Raw genomic sequence first — 18,670 nt, forward strand, 5'->3', positions numbered from 1 at the left:
GGGTATCCTTTCGGGAATGGCTTGAGGTCTGGAGTCCTGCGGGGCGGTTTAGCCGCGCGGCAGGCCGAGGATGCGTTCGGCAATGACATTGAGCTGGATTTCCACGGTGCCCCCGCCGAGCAGCACCTGGGGGACGTCGAGTTGACGGGTCACCGCGTCGGCCGGGGCGTCGGCGAAGAGCATGGCCGGCCCGGCCAGGGCGGTCACCAAACTGGCTGCCTCGCGGGTCAGTCGGGCCTGGGCGACCTTGGCCAATGAGGAACCAACTCCCGGGTCGCTTCCATTGACCTGGCGCAGGGTTTCGCGCAGGTTCAGCGCCCCGATGGCCGAGCTGCTGGCCACGATCTTGCCCAGGGCGGTGAAGGCTTCGCGTTCGGTACCGATGTAGCCGTCTTCGCTGATCAGCTCGCGCATCCCGTCTTCGGTTCCTGCCGAGACGCCGGCGGAGATCTGGGTCCGTTCGTTCTGCAAGGTGGTGGCGGTGATGCGCCATCCGTGCCCCGGCTCCCCCAACAGGTACTCATCGGGGACGAAGACCGCATCGAGGAAGACCTCGTTGAATTCCGAGGCGCCGGTGGGTTGCATCAGTGGGCGGACGTCGACGCCGGTGCTGCGCATATCGACCAGGAAGTAGCTCAGCCCCTTGTGCTTGCGCACCTCGGTATCGGTCCGGGCCAGGCAAATGCCCCAGTCCGCTTCGTGGGCCCCCGAGGTCCAGACCTTCTGTCCCTTCAGCTCCCAGCCGCCGTCGACGCGGGTGGCCCGGGTGGATAGTCCTGCCAGGTCGGAGCCGGCGCCGGGTTCGGAGAAGAGCTGGCACCAGGCCAGTTCCCCGCGCAGGGTCGGCAGGGCGAACTGTTCCTTGATGGCCTCGGTGCCGTAGGCCAGGATCGTGGGCATCGCCCATTCCCCGATCACCGAGGTGGGCTGGACCAGGCCACGGCGGGCATATTCCTGCCCGATGACGACCTGTTCTGCCGGGGTGGCGCCGAGCCCGTAGGGGGCGGGCCAGTGTGGGGCGGCGAGCCCGTTCTCGGCCAGGAAGGTTCGTTGGGAGCCACGGGAGTACCAGCGGCCGCCGTCGTGCTCGTTGTCCAGTTGCGCCGCTTCATCGAGAAGTGCCCCGATGCGCGTGCGGAAGGCCTGGTCTTCGTCGGGCAGCTCGATATCGATCTGCCGGTCGGCATCCAAGGCGGTGCGGCCCAGGGCTGCGACGCTGTCGGCCACCGGGGCCACTTGTGCCGCGAGGCTCATGGCGCGGCGCCAGTAGAGATGTGCGTCGTGCTCCCAGGTGAAGCCGATGCCACCAAAAATGGTGACGGCCTCGGTGATCGCCTCGACGGCGGGGACGATGGCCGACTGGATGGCCGATCCTGCGGCCAGGGCCTGCTGGGTACGGTCCTGGTCGAGTGAGACCACGGCCGACCAGGCGGCGGCGGTGGCCAGTTCGGAGGAAATGAGCAGGTTCGCGCATTTGTGCTTAATGGCCTGGAAGGAGCCGATGGGCTGGTCGAACTGTTCGCGGATCTTGGCGTAGTCGGTGGTGGCTTCCACCGCCCAGCGCATGAGGCCAGACGCCTCTGCGGCGAGCAGGGCCGCCTTCAGGGCATCGACGTAGCTGGCCTCCAGTCCCTCGAGGATGGCTTCGTGCCCGATGGCCAGGCCGTCCAGCTCCAGGATTCCCGCATCGCGGGTGAGGTCCGAGGATGCTGCCACACGCTTGGTCAGACCGGCTGCCTGGGCATCGACCAGGGCGAAGCGGGTCACGTCCTCGGAGGTGAACCCGATGACCAGCTGTTCGGCGGAGAGCAACGAGGCGACGCCGATGCTGCCGCTGAGGAGCCAGCCCTCGGCGGAGGCGGCGACGGTCACGGCGGCCGTGGGCATCACCAGGGCGCCGGTGGCCCCATCGGCGAAGAGGTCCAGACCACTCGTGGAGGCCTTGCACTCGGTGGCCCCGGCCACGGCGGAGCTGGCGAGCACGGTGGAAACCAACGGGCCAGGGACGAGGCGGTGGCCGAATTCCTCCACCACGATCGCCGTGTCGGCCACGCTTCCGCCCTGGCCGCCACGTGCTTCGCTGATGTGCAGGGCGTGGAGTCCGTTATCCACGAGTTCGGCCCAGTGGTCGGGCCGGCCACCGGCGGCATAGGCCTGGAGGTGTTCGCGGGTTTCGAGGATATCGGCGAAGCGTTCGGCGAAGTCGGAGACTGCGGAGGCTAGGTCGGTGTGCTCTTCGGTGAGGGAAAGTGGCATCTGTTCACTCCAAAATCACGGACGAAGCACTCCCCTGCGACGGGGAGGATCGTCGAGCTGTGTTTCAATAACTGAAACTAGACTCTAGTTTAATTTAGTGAGCCACGCAACACCTCCTCGATGCCCCTGCCTGCGGGGAGAATCGGTGGCGGTCGTGGAGATGTTTCCTGCCCGGGCCGCGACGACGCGATGTCGCCGAGCAGCCATCCCGGCGGTCACAACAAAAAGCAGGGCCCCCTCTGGAAGAAGTTCCAGAGGGGGCCCTGCTGTGATGCTGCTTGGTCCTCGAGGCGACTTAGAGTCGAGGACGCCTATCGCGTGGCTTCCACGGGCGTGGAGGGGTCTTGACGTTGGATGGAAGTGCCGTTTCAATCCGGTCGTCCACCTGCTCGCCGAAGCGCTCATCGAAGTTGTCCGTGAGCTCGTCGGTCACGCCTTCGCCGACCTCGCGGGCCAGCTCACGCCGACGCTGGCGACGTTCGGCCCGCAGGAGCACCTGATGTTCGGCGTTCAGGGCCTTGAAGGTGGCCAGGCACATCCCGATGATCACGATGCTGACCGGCAGCGCGGTGAGGATGGACGCCGTTTGGAGGGCGCCCAGACCACCGGCCAACAGCAGCGCGATGGCGACGAGGCCTTCGAGGGACGCCCAGAGCACACGGCTCCACTTGGGCGGATCGGTATCTCCGCCGGAAGCCAGCATGTCGATCACCAGCGACCCCGAGTCCGAGGAGGTCACGAAGAAGATCGTCACCAGCAACACGGCGATGACCGACAACACCCCACCCAGCGGCAACTGGCTGAGCATGTTGAACAGGACGTTCTCCGAGACGATGCCTTCCTTCTCGTCGAACAGTCCGCCGTTCATATCATCCCAGGCGGCCTGGATGGCCGTTCCGCCCATGATGGAGAACCAGATGAAGCTGACGATGGTCGGAACCGCCAGGACGCCGAGGACGAATTCGCGCACGGTCCGGCCACGGGAGATCCGGGCGATGAAGACACCGACGAAGGGTGCCCAGGACATCCACCAACCCCAGTAGAAGATGGTCCAGTCGCCCAGCCACTCCTGACCGGCTGCACCGGTGTAGGTCGCGGTGTCGAGGGTCATGCCCAGGATGTTCTGCAGGTAGTAGCCCAGCGAGGAGATCAGGTCGCGGAAGATGAACAGGGTCGGGCCGAGCAGCAGGACGGAGATCATGAAGACCCCGGCCAAGCCCAGGTTGATGTTCGAAAGCCACTTAATGCCCTTGCCGACGCCGCTGACGGCGGAGACGAGCGCGAAGAGGGTGATGATGATGATCAACACCACCAACAACGTGTTGTTCACTTCACCGACAACGCCCATATGGGACAGTCCGGCTGAGATCTGCTGGACGCCCAGGCCCAGCGAGGTCGCGATGCCGAACAGGGTGCCGACCACGGCGATCACGTCAATCGTGTCGCCGAGCCCGCCCTTGACCTTGTCCCCTAGCAGGGGTTCCAGGGTCCAGCGGATGGAGATCGGGAATCCTCGACGGTGGATGGCATAGGCCATGGCCAGACCGACGACTGCGTAGATGGCCCAGGCATGCAACCCCCAGTGCATGAAGGTCTGTCCCATGGCGGCCCGAGCAAGATCCGCCTCGTCCCCGGTCACGCCGGGTTTGGGGTTCACGAAGAAAGTCAGTGGTTCGGCGGCGCCCCAGAACACGAGGCCAATGCCCATGCCTGCGGCGAAGAGCATGGCGAACCATGACAGCAGGCCGAATTCTGCCTTCTCGTCGTCCTTGCCGAGCTTGATGTTGCCGTAGCGGCTCAAGCCCATCCAGATCGCGAAGGCCACGAAGGCTCCGACCACCAACATGTAGTAGGGGGCCAGGCCCTCCACCACTGCAGACTGCATATTGCCGAAGACCTTCGACGTGCCATCGGGGGCAATCATCGCCACGGCGACCAGCGCCACGATGACGGCTAGTGCGGGCCAGAAGACGCGCGGTGCGGGGATAATGGGCTTCTTCGCCTCCGTCGGGGAGGCACGCCTCTGGTCTAGATTCTCACCGCTGATTTCCGGTGGGATGCTCATGACAGTCCTCAAATACGGGGTAGGGGGTACGAGTAAGTCCGTTGACCCACTTTACTGACAAGGCATCCACTGTCAATTTGCCGGTCTCTTCCCCCGGACCCGTCATCGGCGCGATCCCCGCCAGCCGGTACTCCCTGTCACCCGGCGGCAGGCACCCGCCGTCAGGCCGTTGACTAGCGCCTATTCACTCCGCGGCGGGCTCTTCGTACTTCGGGAAAATCGGCCTCGGGGCAGGCAGTTCGGCCCCCGGTTCAATGGCCGAGTCATAGGCGGCGAACGTGCGTGCCGCTCCCCCTGATTGGCCCAGGACGTCCAGCAGCTGGCTCCCCGCGGTGGGCATCACCGGCTGCACCAGCAAGGCGACCTTCCGCAGGATTTCCAACGTCACATACAGGACGGTTTCCATCCGGGCGGTATCCGTTTTGCGCAGCACCCAGGGCGCATTTTCTGCGAAGTAGGCGTTCGTATCCCCCAGCACATGCCATACGGCCTCGAGTCCCTTGCTGAACTCCTGGCGATCGTAAGCGCTGCGCGACAGCTCCAGCAGTGCCTCGGCGTCGTCCAGTAGTTCCCGGTCGGCGTCGGTGAAGTCGCCTGGGGTGGGGACGAGTCCCCCACAGTTCTTGGCGACCATGGACAGGGAGCGTTGGGCCAGGTTGCCGAGGTTATTGGCCAGATCCGAATTCATCCGGGCGACGATCGCGTCGTGGCTGTAGTTTCCGTCGGCGCCGAAGGGGACTTCGCGCAGCAGGAAGTACCGCGTCTGGTCCAGACCGTAGTTTTCCACCCAGTCGGCGGGGGCCACGGTATTGCCCAGGGACTTGGACATCTTCACGCCGTTGTTGTGCAGGTGGCCGTGGATCATGATCCGGCGTGGCAATTCCAGCCCGGCGGACATCAGGAAGGCCGGCCAGTAGATGGCGTGGAAGCGGGAAATGTCCTTGCCAATGACGTGCAGGTCCGCGGGCCAGTATTTACGGAAGGAGGCCGAATCGGTGTCCGGGAAACCCACCCCGGTCAGGTAGTTGGTCAGCGCGTCCACCCACACGTACATCACGTGGGCCGGGTTTCCGGGTACGGGGATCCCCCAGTCGAAGGAGGTGCGTGAGACCGAGAGGTCGTTCAGCCCACCCTCAACGAAACGGATGACCTCGTTGAACCGGTAGTGCGGTGCCCCGAAGTCGGGCTGGTCGCGATAGAGATCCAGCAGTTTGTCCTGGTAGGCGGAGAGGCGGAAGAAATAGGATTCCTCTTCGGTCCAGGTCACCTCGGTATCGGATTCGGTGGCGTACCGGATGCCGTCCTCGCGGACCTCGGTCTCGTCCTGACCGTAGAAGGCTTCGTCGCGCACCGAGTACCAGCCGGCGTACTTATCGAGGTAGATATCGCCGCGTTCCTCCATGCGCTTCCAGATGGCCTGGGCGGCTTCGAGGTGGTCCACGTCGGTGGTGCGGATGAACCGGTCGTAGCTGATCCCCAGTTCGTCCTGCGCCTCCTGGAAGACGTCCGAGTTGCGCTGGGCGAGCTGGCGGGGCGTGATGCCTTCCTTCTCGGCGGTCTGCAACATCTTCTGGCCGTGTTCGTCCGTACCGGTCAGGAAAAAGACGTCACCCCCGTCCAGGCGCTTGAAACGCGCCATGGCGTCCGTGGCAATGAACTCGTAGGCATGGCCGATATGCGGGTCGCCATTGGGGTACGAGATGGCCGTGGTGATGTAGAACGGGGTCTGATCCTGAGTTGAAGTCACCCCAGAAATCTACCGCACCCTGGAGCTCCGCCGCCCATCGACGCTGTAGTAACCGGACTCATCGGCCCCGGCGGGCCCATCCGCAGCTTGCGACGCAGGGCGTGGGGTGCACCGACCATGCCGATGTCCCACACGCCCTGCGGCGGGTTGATGCTGCGCGTGAATTACTCGGAGAGGTCTACTTCGCGGGCCGTGGTAGCGCTAATCGAATCCCTGACCTCATCCAGGACCCCCGCCGGCAGGGAGGAGTCCACAGCGAGCACTGCCAGGGCCGGGCCGCCTTCCTCATTGCGGGAGACCTGCATGGCGGCGATGTTGACCCCGTGCTGGCCCAAGGTGCTGCCCAAGGTGCCGATGACCCCTGCCCGGTCCTGGTAGATCAGCACGATCATGTGTTCGGCGATCGGGATCTCGAGTTCATACCCGCCAATTCCGACCAGCTTCTCGATCTGCTTCGGCCCCGTCAGGGTGCCGGTGACCGAAATTTGCTGGCCGTCGGACAGGGCGCCCTTCAGGGTCAACGCGTTACGGTATTCGGGTGATTCGGTGGTGGTGACCAGCCGGGTGGAGATCCCGCGCTGTTCGGCCAGCACGGGGGCGTTCACATAGGAGACCTGGTCGGAGACGATATCCCGGAAAACGCCCTTCAGTGCCGAGAGTTCCAGCACCTTGACATCGAGTTCGGCAATCTCCCCGGCCACCTCGACATCCAGGGAGGTGAGCGAATCCACGGTCAGCGCGGTGAAGATGCGTCCGAGCTTCTCGATCAGCGGGATGCCGGGGCGTACCTGTTCGTCGATGACGCCGCCGGCGACGTTGACCGCGTCGGGGACGAGTTCTCCCGAGAGCGCCTGGCGGACCGATTTGGCGACCGAGACGCCCGCCTTTTCCTGGGCTTCCGCGGTGGAGGCGCCCAGGTGGGGGGTGACGGTGACGTTGTCGAAGTCGAAGAACGGCAGGTCGGTGCTGGGTTCTGAGACGTACACGTCCACCCCGGCGCCGGCGATCTGGCCCTCTTTCAGCGCGGTATACAGGGCGTCCTCGTCGATCAGGCCGCCACGGGCGACGTTGACGACGTAGGCGCTGTCCTTCATTTTGCCGAAGGCCTCGGCACCGAGCATGCCCAGGGTTTCGGGGGTTTTGGGCATGTGGATGGTCACGAAGTCCGAGGTGGCCAGCAATTCGTCGAGTTCGAGCAGGCGCACCCCCATCTGCTGGGCGCGGGCGCTGGTGACGTAAGGGTCATAGGCGACCACATCCATGCCGAAGCCCTGCAGCCGGGCCGCCACGAGGGCGCCGATACGGCCCAACCCGATGATGCCCGCGGTCTTCTCATAGAGTTCGACGCCGGTGTAGGCCGAACGCTTCCAGGCACCGGATTTCAGCGAGGCGTTGGCCGCGGGGATCCTGCGGGCCAGCGAAACAATATGCCCGACGGTGAGTTCTGCAGCCGAGATGATATTTGAGGTCGGGGCGTTCACGACCATGACACCGGCCTGGGTGGCGGCCTTGATGTCCACGTTGTCCAGTCCGACGCCGGCGCGGGCGATCACCTTGAGCTTGGTCGCGGCGGCGATGGCCTCGGCGTCGACCTGGGTGGCTGAACGAACCAGGATCGCCTCGGCGTCCACGATGGCCTCCAGCAGCTGGGTTCGATCGGAACCATCGGTGCTGCGGATCTCAAAGTCCGGGCCCAACGCCTGGACGGTGGCGGGCGAGAGTTCTTCGGCCAAGAGGACGACGGGCTTGGTTTCTGACACGGAGGTGGCACCTTTGCGATCGACGGATGCGGATCGGGGCCGGGTCGTTCGGTCCCGAAGGTCCAGATTATCCTCCGGGGCCTCCCCTGCCCGTGTGCAAGTGCGGATATTACGATCAGCGATGCCCGGGCCGGCGAATATGACGTGCTGGTTCCCACACATGACCAGAAAAGGCGATCGCCCGCCCCGTCGGAACGGGACGGGCGATCACCGTCGTGCTGTGGGTGCGCCGGGGCGCTGTCGATCTAGCGGGCGGTGACGCCGTCGGTGTAGTCGTCGTCGGTCTGGATCCAGGAGAACAGCTTGCGCAGGTCCCGGCCGGTGGACTCGATCGGGTGATCCTCGCCCTTCTTGCGCAGCTCAAGGAATTCCTTCCCGCCGGCTGCCTGGTCATCCATGAAGCGCTTGGCGAAGGAGCCGTTCTGCACGTCGGCGAGGACGGCCTTCATGTTTTCCTTCACCTCGGGGGTGATCACCCGCGGGCCGGAGACGTAGTCGCCGTACTCGGCGGTGTCCGAAACGGACCAGCGCTGCTTGGCGATGCCGCCTTCGACCATCAGGTCGACGATGAGCTTGAGCTCGTGGAGGACCTCGAAGTAGGCGATCTCGGGCTTGTAGCCGGCTTCGGTCAGAACCTCGAAGCCGTACTGCACCAGCTGCGAGGCGCCGCCGCAGAGCACTGCCTGCTCGCCGAAGAGGTCGGTTTCGGTTTCTTCGGTGAACGTGGTCTCAATGACGCCGGCGCGGGTTCCGCCGATGCCCTTGGCATAGGACAGGGCCAGTTCCTTGGCCTTCCCCGAGGGGTTCTGCTCCACGGCGATGAGATCCGGCACGCCACGGCCTGCTTCGAATTCGCGGCGGACGATATGGCCCGGGCCCTTGGGGGCGACCATGGCGACGTCGACATCTGCCGGCGGCTGGATGTAGCCGAAGCGGATGTTGAAGCCGTGCCCGAAGAACAGTGCGTCGCCGGCCACCAGGTTCGAGGCGATCTCGTCCTGGTAGACCTTGGACTGGATCTGATCCGGTGCCAGGAGCATGATCACATCTGCTTCGGCTGCCGCCTCGGCGACACCCACGACCCGCAGGCCCTCTGCCTCGGCCTTGGCGCGGGAGGCTGATCCTTCGCGCAGGCCGACGCGGACGTCGACGCCGGAATCGCGCAGGCTCAGCGCGTGGGCGTGGCCCTGCGAGCCGTAGCCGATCACGGCCACCTTGCGGCCCTGGATGATCGAAAGGTCTGCGTCGTCGTCGTAGTACATGTCGGTCACGGTGATAACTCCTTGGTGCTATTCGGTATCTGAGTCTGGAAGTATTTTGTTGCTGTTCAGGCGGAGACCGCACGCAGGGCGCGGTCCGACATCGATTTGGAACCGCGGCCGATGGCCAGGGTGCCGGATTGAACGATTTCGCGGACCCCGAAGGGTTCCAGGACGGCCAACAGCGCATCGAGTTTATCCGGGGTGCCGGTGGCCTCGATGACCACTGAGTCCGTGGCCACGTCCACGATGGAGGCCCGGAAGAGGTCTGCCGCCTGGGTGACCTGCAGCCGGGTGGCTGCGTCGGCACGCACCTTGACCAGGATATGGTCGCGCTGCACCGAGGAATCGGGGGTCAGTTCAACGATTTTGATGACGTTGATCAGCTTATTGAGCTGCTTGGTCACCTGCTCGAGGAGGTCTCCTTCGGCGTCGACCACGACGGTCACCCGAGACATCCCGGGCACTTCGGTGGGGCCCACGGCCAATGAGTTGATGTTGAACGCCCTGCGGGCGAACAGGCCGGCCACGCGGGTCAGGACGCCGGGGACGTCCTCCACGAGCACTGAAAGGGTATGGCGTGCCATGGTCCTAGTCCTCCTCTTCCCATTCGGGGGTCATGCCGCGGGCGATCTGGATCGCATCATTGCTCACGCCGGTGGGGACCATCGGCCACACCATGGCGTCGGCACTGACGACGAAGTCGATCACGACCGGACGGTCATTGATTTCCAGCGCCTGCTGGATCGTGGCGTCGATGTCCTCATCGCGTTCGCAGCGCAACCCCACGCAACCGTAGGCGTCGGCGAGTTTGACGAAATCGGGCACCCGCGCCGTTCCGTGACCGGTGTTCAGGTCGGTGCTGGAGTAGCGGCCGTCGTAGAACAGGGTCTGCCATTGGCGGACCATGCCCAGGGAGGAGTTGTTGATGACCGCCACCTTGATCGGGATCTTGTTGATCACGCAGGTGGCCAGTTCCTGGTTGGTCATCTGGAAGCAGCCGTCGCCGTCGATGGCCCAGACCACGCGGTCGGGGTTGCCGACCTTCGCGCCCATGGCCGCCGGAACGGCGTAGCCCATCGTTCCCAGGCCACCGGAGTTCAGCCACTGGTGGGGGCGTTCGTACTTCACGAACTGTGCCGCCCACATCTGGTGCTGGCCGACCCCTGCCGCGTAGACGCCTTCGGGCCCGGTCAGGGCACCGATGCGTTCGATGACCCGTTGCGGTGCGGTGAGACCGTCCTCGGTTTCGGTGAAGCCGATCGGGTAGGTCTTGCGCAACCGGTCCAGGGTCGACCACCACTGGGTCAGATCCGGGTGGCCGTCGCTGGCGAACCGTGCCCGGCAGGCTTCGGTCAGCTCGGGCAGGATCTCCTTGACCGAGCCGACGATCGGAACATCGGCGGTGCGGTTCTTGGAGATTTCGGCGGGGTCGATATCGGCGTGGATGACCTTGGCATACGGGGCGAAGGTGGACAGCACCCCGGTCACGCGGTCATCGAACCGGGCGCCGAGGGTGATCAGCAGGTCAGACTGCTGCAGGGCCGTGACTGCCGAGACCGAGCCGTGCATGCCGGGCATCCCCACGTGCAGGTCATGCGAGTCGGGGAAGCCGCCGCGGGCCTGCAGGGTGGTGGCCACCGGGGCTCCGACCAGTTCGGCCAGCTCGATGAGCTCGGCCGAGGCATGGCCCTTGATGATGCCGCCACCGACGTAGAAGGCCGGGCGTTTGGAGGCGCCGATCAGCTTGGCGGCCTCGCGGACCTGCTTGGCATGACCACGCACGACGGTGCGGTAGCCCGGCAGGTCAATCTTTGGCGGCCAGGAGAAATCTGCCTTGCCCTGCTGGGCGTCCTTGGTGATGTCCACCAGGACCGGCCCCGGCCGTCCCGTGGCGGCGATATGGAAGGCCTCGGCCATCACCCGCGGGATATCGGCGGCCTTGGTCACCAAGAAGGAGTGCTTGGTGATCGGCATGGTGATGCCGACGATATCCGCCTCCTGGAAGGCGTCCGTACCGATGAAGGCCGAATGCACCTGTCCGGTAATGGCGACCATGGGGACCGAGTCCATATGGGCGTCGGCAATGGCGGTGACGAGGTTGGTGGCGCCGGGGCCGGAGGTGACGATGCATACCCCGACTTCCCCGGTGACCATGGCGTAGCCCTGTGCCGCGTGGCCTGCGCCCTGTTCATGGCGGACCAGGACATGGTTGAGCCTGGTCGAGTCCATCAGTGGGTCGTAGGTGGGCAGGATAGCCCCTCCCGGCAACCCGAAGACGTCTTTGACGCCCAGTTCTTCCAGCGAGCGGACGATGGCTTGTGAGCCAGTCATCTCAGTGGGTGCCACGGTGTTATTCGGACCCTGGACAGGGTTCGAGGCATCCACGGTGGAAGAGACAGGAGCATGATCCTTGGCACGGCCGGCGGCCTGGGCCACCAGTGACGGGCTGATGGGTGTTCCGTTACTCATCGGATATTCCTTCTCTTCTCTAGTTCTGCGCATAAAAATACCCCGCTGGCCATCATGGCTTCAGAGGGGTTCGCGCGTCACCGTGTCCTACAAACGAGGCTTAGGCTCCGCGCTTGGTAACTAGTAGGACTTCGGTTCGGATCTGCATGTCTTCAGTTTCCCCGGTGCTGCGGGGGCTGTCAACGAAACCCACTGCCTGTCTCAACATGTGGACGCGACGTCCAGTCCGTGGACATGCCCGGTGTCCGGACGTCGCATCCCGTTGCCTTAGTTAGCCACAGTAGGCTCCCGTGCTGGCGGACTTCACGAGCTTGGCGTATTTGCCCAGCACGCCGGTGGTGAACTTGGCCGGCAGCGGTTCCCAGCCTTCACGGCGGGATGCCAGTTCCGCTTCGTCCACCAACAGGTCGAAGGAGCGGGCGGCAATGTCCACGCGGATCCTGTCCCCGTCCTTGACGAAGGCGATGGGGCCGGCGTCCACGGCTTCGGGTGCCACGTGCCCGATGCACAGGCCGGTCGTCCCACCGGAGAACCGTCCGTCGGTCAGGAGCAGTACGTCCTTGCCCAGCCCGGCCCCCTTGATGGCTCCGGTAATGGCGAGCATCTCGCGCATTCCGGGTCCACCCTTGGGCCCTTCATAGCGGATGACGACGACGTCGCCAGCCTTGATCTCACCCTGATCCAGCGCGTCCAAGGCACCCTGTTCGCGCTCGAAGACGCGGGCGCTGCCCTCGAAGACGTCAGCGTCGAAGCCGGCGCTCTTGACGACCGCCCCCTCGGGAGCCATCGACCCCATGAGCACGGTGATCCCGCCGGTGGCGTGGATGGGGTTGTCCAGCGCGCGCAGAACGTGTCCATCCAATGCCGGGGGCTCAATATCGGCCAGATTCTCGGCCACGGTTTTACCGGTAACTGTCAGGCAGTCCCCGTGGATCAGGCCCGCGTCGAGCAGTGCCTTCATGACCACCGGAACGCCGCCGATCTTATCGACGTCGTACATCACGTATTCGCCGAAGGGCTTCAGGTCCCCCAGGTGCGGGATCTTATCGCCGATGCGGTTGAAGTCCTCGAGCTTGAGGTCAACGTTTGCTTCGCGGGCGATGGCGAGCAGGTGGAGCACGGCGTTGGTGGAGCCGCCGAAGGCCATGGTCACGGCGATCGCGTTCTCGAAGGCCTTGCGGGTCATGATGTCGCGGGCGGTGATGCCCTTGCGCAGCATGTTCACCACGGCTTCGCCGGACTTGCGCGCGAACATATCGCGGCGGCGGTCCGCCGAGGGCGGGGCTGCGGAGCCGGGCAGCGACATGCCCAGTGCCTCGCCGATGCAGGCCATCGTGTTGGCGGTGTACATGCCGCCGCAGGCTCCTTCGCCCGGGCAGATGGCCCGTTCGATGGTGTCCAGGTCCTTTTCGCTCATCTTGCCTGCAGCACAGGCCCCAACGGCTTCGAAGGCGTCAATGAGAGTGACTTCCTTCTCCGTGCCGTCCTCGAGTTTGGCGGTGCCGGGCATGATCGATCCGGCGTACACGAACACACTGGCCAAATCGAGCCGTGCCGCGGCCATCAACATGCCGGGTAGGGACTTATCGCAGCCGGCCAGCAGGACCGATCCGTCGATGCGTTCGGCCATCATGACCGTTTCCACCGAGTCGGCGATGACCTCACGCGAGACGAGAGAGAAATGCATGCCCTCGTGGCCCATGGAGATGCCGTCGGAAACCGAAATGGTGCCGAACTGCATGGGGAAGCCGCCACCTGAGTGGACACCTTCCTTGGAGGCCTGCGCCAAGCGGTTCAGGGAGAGGTTGCAGGGAGTAATTTCGTTCCACGAGCTGGCCACGCCAATTTGCGGCTTGGCGAAGTCGTCGTCTCCCATGCCGACCGCGCGGAACATTCCGCGGGCCGGGGCCGCATGGATGCCGTCGGTGACGGCGCGGCTGCGTGGCTTGATGTCTATGGTGCTGTCCTGGCTCATAAACCAGAGTCTAGAACTCCCCGGCAAACGCAACGAACCCGTGACCTGCTTTTGAAACATTTGCCCTGAACTATCAGTCCATTCCCTTTAGGATGGACGGCATGGGGAAAACAGACAGTGACGTCAGCGCGCCCGAGACGACGGAAGACTCGACGCTCAAGGCCCATCTGCACCGCGCCTTCGATCAGCAGATCCCTAATTTCGGTAGCTACAACCTCGTCTATGCGACGGGGCGTGCCGGTGAAGGCGGCAAATATATTGTCGGATACCGACGCGAGCCGATGGAAATCCTTGTTGCCCCCTTGCATGCAGGGACGTTGGCGGCCCTTGAACCAGCCGTGGCGATCAACCTGACCAACATCAGTCATTTGGCCGAGGATCGTGCCGGTGGCCACGAGGTGGGAACCAGCACCGGTCGCGTCTACCGCTTCGAAGTTGCCCCGGAAACGACAGTTGATGCACCGCCAGCTGCAACCAGCGCCCCGGGTGCCCGCGTCAGGCTCCAACAGCACCACGATGCCGAAGATTTCTCAGCATTTTTCGATGAGTTCCTGACCCTTTTGGACGGGTTCGGTGAGCCGGAGAACGTCGAGAGCGACCAATAGTCACAGCCCTGACTACCCAATGGCCCTCGGATATCCACACGGAATTTGCGCCTGCGGGCCGCAGACCATACGTTGAAAGCTCGAACTATCGTATTGCCATTAGCCGAAGGAAAAGGGCGGTGCCATAGCGGCCTTGACGGACTTCTCCCAAGGCTTCACGACGTCAAGTACTGGGGCACCATGTTTCAAGAGCACGAAGGCAGAAAATCCCTGACCGAACTGGATCACCCCCGCAGTTCCAGAAGTGTTCCCGTGGCATCTCAGTCTGGCGACCAGCACTTTTCTGGCGCCACCACGGCATGCTCGCTTGAGCGCATCCTCGGTCTACTCGAGGTGCTGGGGGGCGAAATCGATCAGTTCATGCGTTTTAATGCACGGCCCGACGACAAGGATGACGAAGTTGCCTTGTCCTGGATGCATACAGCGATGGAAGACATGTCAGCCACCCTCGTTGGCGTCTCAGCAGATCCGCATCATCGCAACGAAGCCTGATTCACCAGCTGCCGACGTCGCTGCATTTCGCGCCTGAGCGCCCTTTCAGCCCTGCAGGATCGACGCCCTCCCCTGGCTAGAGCGACGAGGCGCCACACCTGCGCTAAGCATCCGACGCGTCTTCGCAGGTCACCATCAGTTGATTCTTTTAGTGCTGGATCGCCTCGAACACGGAGTTGTGGATAACTATTCAACACGGTTGATTTTCGGGTTAGGGTGCTTTTACGCCCGTTTTCATTGTCGAACCCGGAGGCCTCATGCCGGTCACGATCGCAAGAAAGACGCTCAGCAGATTCGCCGTTGGAGCAGCCATCGTCATCGCCCTCAGCGCCTGCTCGCCCACAGACGGCGCAGAAACCACGGCTTCCAGAGACGACGAGTCCTCCTCATCCCCAGCCACACAGTCAACAGGTGATAAGGACAGCAGCACTGCTGCCTCCCCCACGACGAAGTCCTCCTCGCCAACTCCGATAGCCGCAAGCTCCGATGGCCCCGCCAAGAATTGGCCCGTGCCGAAAATGCCTGCAAAGGCCAAGAAGCACGATCTTGAGGGCGCAGCCGAATTCACCAAGTATTACTTCGAACTTATCGAATACACCTCGGTGACCAACGAGTCGAAACCCATCAGCAAGGTTTCCTCCTCGGACTGCGAACTATGCGACGAGGCCATTATCGAACCTGCAAAACACAACAAGGAAAAGGGCGGCTGGAACACGGGCGGCGCGTTCGATCTTTCAATCAGCTCTGCTCAAAAGGAGGGACCAGATGAAGTCTGGGTCTCCTTCACATACTTGCAAGCAGGAGGCCAAGTTTACGATCCAGACAAAACCGTACGGACGACTCTCGAGGAAACCTCAACGCCCGTCGTCGGTTCCTTCTTTTTGGGATGGAAAGATGGATGGCGCGTCAACTCGGTGGAGTTCCCTGAATCATGAGCGTCCAACAATGAACACCAAAGTCGGTTGTTTTCGCCCCGTTCGGGCCATTATTTTTGCGTTCGCGCTGGCACTAGTATTCGGCGGGAACGCTGCCTTCGGCGCCCCTCAGTCAAGACAACCTAATGATGACTCTGGGGCGATAATTGGATTCGAGAATCGGCATGCTACAGCGACAAAAGACGCGTCTATCGCTCCTCGAAAACGCCACCAAAACAAGGTGGGGAGTACGCGTAAGACCGACGTTTTGCCAAATACACCACCAAAAGAACGTGCTGGTGGAGCTAAGAAATCAACGGCAAAGGCTCCTTCGAACTCTATGAAATACAGAGTCTCGTATTCGACTACCTGCGCCCTACAGCTTGGTGGCAATGGAAGCTGCAAGACATTTGATGAAGCTCCATGCCCTGACAATCAACCGCTGAAAGTCCGCACTATTCGGACCCCGGCCGGCGCACTCGTATCCCGGGACACCTATTGCAAGACGGAGCCTCCACCGCAAGCACCCGAAGGTTCACCTGCGAAACCAGAAGATCTTCAGCGCGCAGTCCAGGAGCAAAGGACCATCGAAGTCACTCCTGCAGAGTTTCAGAGTTTTCCCATTCGTGGTTCTCAGGTTAAGAGTCAGCCCTCAGGATTCTCCTTGCGGAATGGTCACGCACATATGTACGCCGCTCCAAACCCTCAGACATTCAGCGTCGACATTTATGACGAGCCTGTTCGTGTCCGGGCAATCCCCCAGTCCTACCTCTGGAACTACGGCGACGGCCACAGCAGAAAACTGCAAAAACCCGGAAAACCCATCCCGAATCACACCTTCGATCAACCGACGGACACCAGCCATGTGTATGACGAGACCGGCGATTTCACCATCCAACTGAGCACCGCCTATCGCGGCGAGTACTCCGTCGATGGCGGGCCATGGATGCCAATCCCCGGTACGGCTAGCGTCCCGAGTGACCCCATGCCCATGAGCGTTTGGCGCACCAAGAAACTCTTGGTCGACCAGGACTGTGCCAATAATCCCGGTGGCCCGGCCTGTGATTCCCCGTTCCTCCGAGAGAAGTCCGCGGCAAAATAGTCATCCGTTCGCTAGCTCGACGGAACACCACAGGTCTTGACGGGAGCCATGCGTCGACCTAGAGCAGGTGCTCACCCTGATGCACGAGATTCTTCGGCCGCTCCCCCGCAGCCATGCTGGCCATCTGCTCACGAAGCAGCTGGGCGATCCGGGGTGGGAAGGCTTCAGTATTACCGCCGACATGCGGCGTGATCAATGCATTCGGGAGCTTCCATAGCGGGTGATCGCTGGGTAAAGGCTCGGGGTCGGTCACGTCGAGGGCACAGTGCAGTCGCCCTGATGCTACTTCGGCTGTCAGCGCATCGGTATCGACGACCGGGCCACGGGCCACGTTGACGACCACTGAGCCGTCGGGCAAGGCGGCCAAGAGTTCCCGACCCAACAGGTGGTGGGTTGAATCGTTGAGCGGAACGATGGCAATAACGGCTTCGAGCTCGGGGGCAAGCTCCATCAGCTCGTCCAGACCGTGCACCGGCCCGTGTTCGTCGGTTCGAGCGTGGGTGCCGATACGAACCAGGTCAATCTCGAAGGGGTCCAACCGGCGTCGAATTTCCTCGCCGATTCCGCCCACCCCGATCAAACCGACCCGGCGATCGGCCAGCCCCTTCCAGCGTGCCGAATCCCAGGTGCCAGTCAGCTGGTTCTGTGCCGCTTGGCCCATTCCACGCAAGGCCGCTATCAGCAGTCCGACGGCCAGTTCCGCGGTGGCCGCTGCGTGGACTCCGTGCGCCGAGGCAATGGCGATGTCTTCGCCTACTGCGTCCATCACGCCGTCGTAGCCCGTGGATTGGGTGTGGACCAAGCGGAGATTGGATGCTTTCCGAACGTTTCCCCACCGCTTCTTTGAGGCCATCGAGTACGGCAAGACCACCGCTCCGATGTCTTCCAGCGCCACTCCCTGCGGTTCGCTGTCCAAATCCCACACTCCGCAACGCACGCCCGCAGGCAGCGGCGAGCAGGCATCGAGCAGGTAGTGGTCAGGGACAGTAAAGGTAGAGATGGGTTCCATGCACACAGCTTAGGATTCATCCCCGGCAAGACCGCCAATTCGGGTCTGAAAATTCCTAAAAATGTGACACGGAACCCATTCAGGGAAGCGATTTTGCGCGGTCGGAAAAGTGCTGGTAATGTTTCATCTCGTTGCAAAGCGCGGCCTCGCAAGGGATTCGCAGGAAGCAATAATGCACCTCTAGCTCAATTGGCAGAGCAACTGACTCTTAATCAGTAGGTTTCGGGTTCAAGTCCCGAGGGGTGCACAACCGATAAAAGAGGCCGGCCGCGAGGCTGGCCTCTTTTTATATATCCGGACACTTGGAGGAAGCCCATGACCACCCCATCCCAGCGCCTCGCCGTCGGCGATCCAGCGCCCGCTTTCACCTTGACCGCCGCGGACGGCTCCGAGGTTTCGCTCTCTGACTATGCCGGACGGAAGGTCGTCGTCTACTTCTACCCGGCGGCCATGACCCCCGGCTGCACCAAACAGGCCTGTGACTTCCGTGACTCGCTCTCCTCGCTGGCCTCCGCCGGCTACCAGGTGCTGGGAGTGTCACCGGATTCACCGACGAAACTGGCGAAGTTCACCGAGAAGGAAGCGTTGACGTTCCCCGTGCTTTCGGATGAGGACCACTCCGTCGCCGCCGCCTTTGGCGCCTGGGGCGAAAAGAAGAACTATGGCCGCGTCTATGAGGGCCTGATCCGCTCGACGATCGTGGTCGGCGAAGACGGAAAGGTCCAGCTCGCCCAGTACAACGTCCGCGCCACCGGCCACGTGGCAAAACTGCACCGAGATTTGGGGCTCGACACCGTTTCTTAAGTGCGGGCGCCAATTCACGGTTCTTGCAAGGGGTTCCGTTACACTGGTTGAGGCCTTCCGCATGTAGAGGGCCTCAGCGAGCGTGGCGGAATTGGTAGACGCGCTGGATTTAGGTTCCAGTGTCTTAGGACGTGGGGGTTCAAGTCCCCCCGCTCGCACCAGGTGATGATGCACGACGACAACGAAGCACCCATCGGCTCGTCGCAGGAC

14 protein-coding genes and 2 tRNA genes are annotated in these 18,670 nt (G+C 63.1%); 7 read left to right on the plus strand and 9 right to left on the minus strand.

Features of this window, described 5'->3' with window-relative positions:
* Window positions 1–48: 48 nt before the first annotated feature.
* From AC3ZI9_RS09260 to ilvD, 8 genes are all read right to left on the minus strand, one after another.
* Window positions 49–2,256 (minus strand): acyl-CoA dehydrogenase family protein, encoded by a 2,208-nt coding sequence (locus tag AC3ZI9_RS09260; RefSeq protein WP_443348083.1) that lies wholly within the window; start codon window positions 2,254–2,256, stop codon window positions 49–51.
* Window positions 2,257–2,551: 295 nt separating this feature from the next.
* On the minus strand, window positions 2,552–4,321 hold the full coding sequence (locus tag AC3ZI9_RS09265; protein ID WP_443348082.1) for a BCCT family transporter: 1,770 nt from the start codon (window positions 4,319–4,321) through the stop codon (window positions 2,552–2,554).
* Window positions 4,322–4,505: 184 nt separating this feature from the next.
* On the minus strand, window positions 4,506–6,068 hold the full coding sequence (gene metG, locus AC3ZI9_RS09270) for a methionine--tRNA ligase (RefSeq protein WP_443348081.1): 1,563 nt from the start codon (window positions 6,066–6,068) through the stop codon (window positions 4,506–4,508).
* 164 nt (window positions 6,069–6,232) lie between these two features.
* Window positions 6,233–7,828 carry a phosphoglycerate dehydrogenase gene (serA, locus tag AC3ZI9_RS09275; RefSeq protein ID WP_441380597.1) on the minus strand — a complete coding sequence of 532 codons (1,596 nt, stop codon included), beginning with the start codon at window positions 7,826–7,828 and terminating at the stop codon, window positions 6,233–6,235.
* 245 nt (window positions 7,829–8,073) lie between these two features.
* The gene (gene ilvC / locus AC3ZI9_RS09280; RefSeq protein WP_179204284.1) at window positions 8,074–9,099 is read right to left on the minus strand and encodes a ketol-acid reductoisomerase; all 1,026 of its coding nucleotides are present in this window, start codon (window positions 9,097–9,099) and stop codon (window positions 8,074–8,076) included.
* Window positions 9,100–9,155: 56 nt separating this feature from the next.
* Complete coding sequence (gene ilvN, locus AC3ZI9_RS09285) at window positions 9,156–9,674, minus strand: acetolactate synthase small subunit (RefSeq protein WP_086998562.1); 519 nt, start codon at window positions 9,672–9,674, stop codon at window positions 9,156–9,158.
* 4 nt (window positions 9,675–9,678) lie between these two features.
* Complete coding sequence (locus AC3ZI9_RS09290; RefSeq protein WP_096223544.1) at window positions 9,679–11,559, minus strand: acetolactate synthase large subunit; 1,881 nt, start codon at window positions 11,557–11,559, stop codon at window positions 9,679–9,681.
* Between the two features lie 271 nt (window positions 11,560–11,830).
* On the minus strand, window positions 11,831–13,534 hold the full coding sequence (gene ilvD / locus AC3ZI9_RS09295) for a dihydroxy-acid dehydratase (RefSeq protein WP_096223545.1): 1,704 nt from the start codon (window positions 13,532–13,534) through the stop codon (window positions 11,831–11,833).
* 101 nt (window positions 13,535–13,635) lie between these two features.
* Here ilvD and AC3ZI9_RS09300 point away from each other — a divergent pair, with 101 nt between their 5' ends.
* The 4 genes from AC3ZI9_RS09300 (at window position 13,636) to AC3ZI9_RS09315 (ending at window position 16,647) form a co-directional block, all read left to right on the plus strand.
* Window positions 13,636–14,139, plus strand: coding sequence for a hypothetical protein (locus AC3ZI9_RS09300; protein WP_489923531.1), 504 nt, complete (start codon window positions 13,636–13,638; stop codon window positions 14,137–14,139).
* 180 nt (window positions 14,140–14,319) lie between these two features.
* Window positions 14,320–14,631 (plus strand): hypothetical protein, encoded by a 312-nt coding sequence (locus AC3ZI9_RS09305; RefSeq protein ID WP_443359092.1) that lies wholly within the window; start codon window positions 14,320–14,322, stop codon window positions 14,629–14,631.
* 257 nt (window positions 14,632–14,888) lie between these two features.
* Entirely contained in the window at window positions 14,889–15,566 is a 678-nt protein-coding gene (locus tag AC3ZI9_RS09310; RefSeq protein WP_489923532.1) for a DUF6318 family protein, read from the plus strand.
* Window positions 15,567–15,576: 10 nt separating this feature from the next.
* A complete protein-coding gene (locus AC3ZI9_RS09315; RefSeq protein WP_489923533.1) occupies window positions 15,577–16,647 on the plus strand; it encodes a hypothetical protein in 1,071 nt (356 codons plus the stop codon).
* Window positions 16,648–16,705: 58 nt separating this feature from the next.
* Here AC3ZI9_RS09315 and AC3ZI9_RS09320 read toward each other — a convergent pair whose 3' ends face one another.
* Window positions 16,706–17,449 (minus strand): NAD(P)-dependent oxidoreductase, encoded by a 744-nt coding sequence (locus tag AC3ZI9_RS09320; RefSeq protein WP_489923534.1) that lies wholly within the window; start codon window positions 17,447–17,449, stop codon window positions 16,706–16,708.
* 381 nt (window positions 17,450–17,830) lie between these two features.
* Here AC3ZI9_RS09320 and AC3ZI9_RS09325 point away from each other — a divergent pair.
* The 3 genes from AC3ZI9_RS09325 (at window position 17,831) to AC3ZI9_RS09335 (ending at window position 18,621) form a co-directional block, all read left to right on the plus strand.
* A tRNA-Lys gene (locus tag AC3ZI9_RS09325) sits at window positions 17,831–17,903 on the plus strand.
* A 68-nt stretch (window positions 17,904–17,971) separates the two neighbouring features.
* The gene (bcp, locus tag AC3ZI9_RS09330; protein WP_086998535.1) at window positions 17,972–18,460 is read left to right on the plus strand and encodes a thioredoxin-dependent thiol peroxidase; all 489 of its coding nucleotides are present in this window, start codon (window positions 17,972–17,974) and stop codon (window positions 18,458–18,460) included.
* A 76-nt stretch (window positions 18,461–18,536) separates the two neighbouring features.
* Window positions 18,537–18,621, plus strand: a tRNA-Leu gene (locus tag AC3ZI9_RS09335).
* The last annotated feature ends 49 nt before the right edge of the window (window positions 18,622–18,670 follow it).

The organism is Arthrobacter sp. AOP36-F1-5, from assembly GCF_058137995.1.

What these genes read in the sequence shown, in the direction of transcription:
- AC3ZI9_RS09260 (WP_443348083.1), bottom strand. Translation starts at nt 2,256, where the DNA reads ATGCCACTTTCCCTCACCGAAGAGCACACCGACCTAGCCTCCGCAGTC.
- bcp (WP_086998535.1), top strand. Translation starts at nt 17,972, where the DNA reads ATGACCACCCCATCCCAGCGCCTCGCCGTCGGCGATCCAGCGCCCGCT.
- AC3ZI9_RS09305 (WP_443359092.1), top strand. Translation starts at nt 14,320, where the DNA reads ATGTTTCAAGAGCACGAAGGCAGAAAATCCCTGACCGAACTGGATCAC.
- AC3ZI9_RS09290 (WP_096223544.1), bottom strand. Translation starts at nt 11,559, where the DNA reads ATGAGTAACGGAACACCCATCAGCCCGTCACTGGTGGCCCAGGCCGCC.
- AC3ZI9_RS09310 (WP_489923532.1), top strand. Translation starts at nt 14,889, where the DNA reads ATGCCGGTCACGATCGCAAGAAAGACGCTCAGCAGATTCGCCGTTGGA.
- AC3ZI9_RS09300 (WP_489923531.1), top strand. Translation starts at nt 13,636, where the DNA reads ATGGGGAAAACAGACAGTGACGTCAGCGCGCCCGAGACGACGGAAGAC.
- ilvN (WP_086998562.1), bottom strand. Translation starts at nt 9,674, where the DNA reads ATGGCACGCCATACCCTTTCAGTGCTCGTGGAGGACGTCCCCGGCGTC.
- AC3ZI9_RS09315 (WP_489923533.1), top strand. Translation starts at nt 15,577, where the DNA reads ATGAACACCAAAGTCGGTTGTTTTCGCCCCGTTCGGGCCATTATTTTT.
- ilvD (WP_096223545.1), bottom strand. Translation starts at nt 13,534, where the DNA reads ATGAGCCAGGACAGCACCATAGACATCAAGCCACGCAGCCGCGCCGTC.
- AC3ZI9_RS09265 (WP_443348082.1), bottom strand. Translation starts at nt 4,321, where the DNA reads ATGAGCATCCCACCGGAAATCAGCGGTGAGAATCTAGACCAGAGGCGT.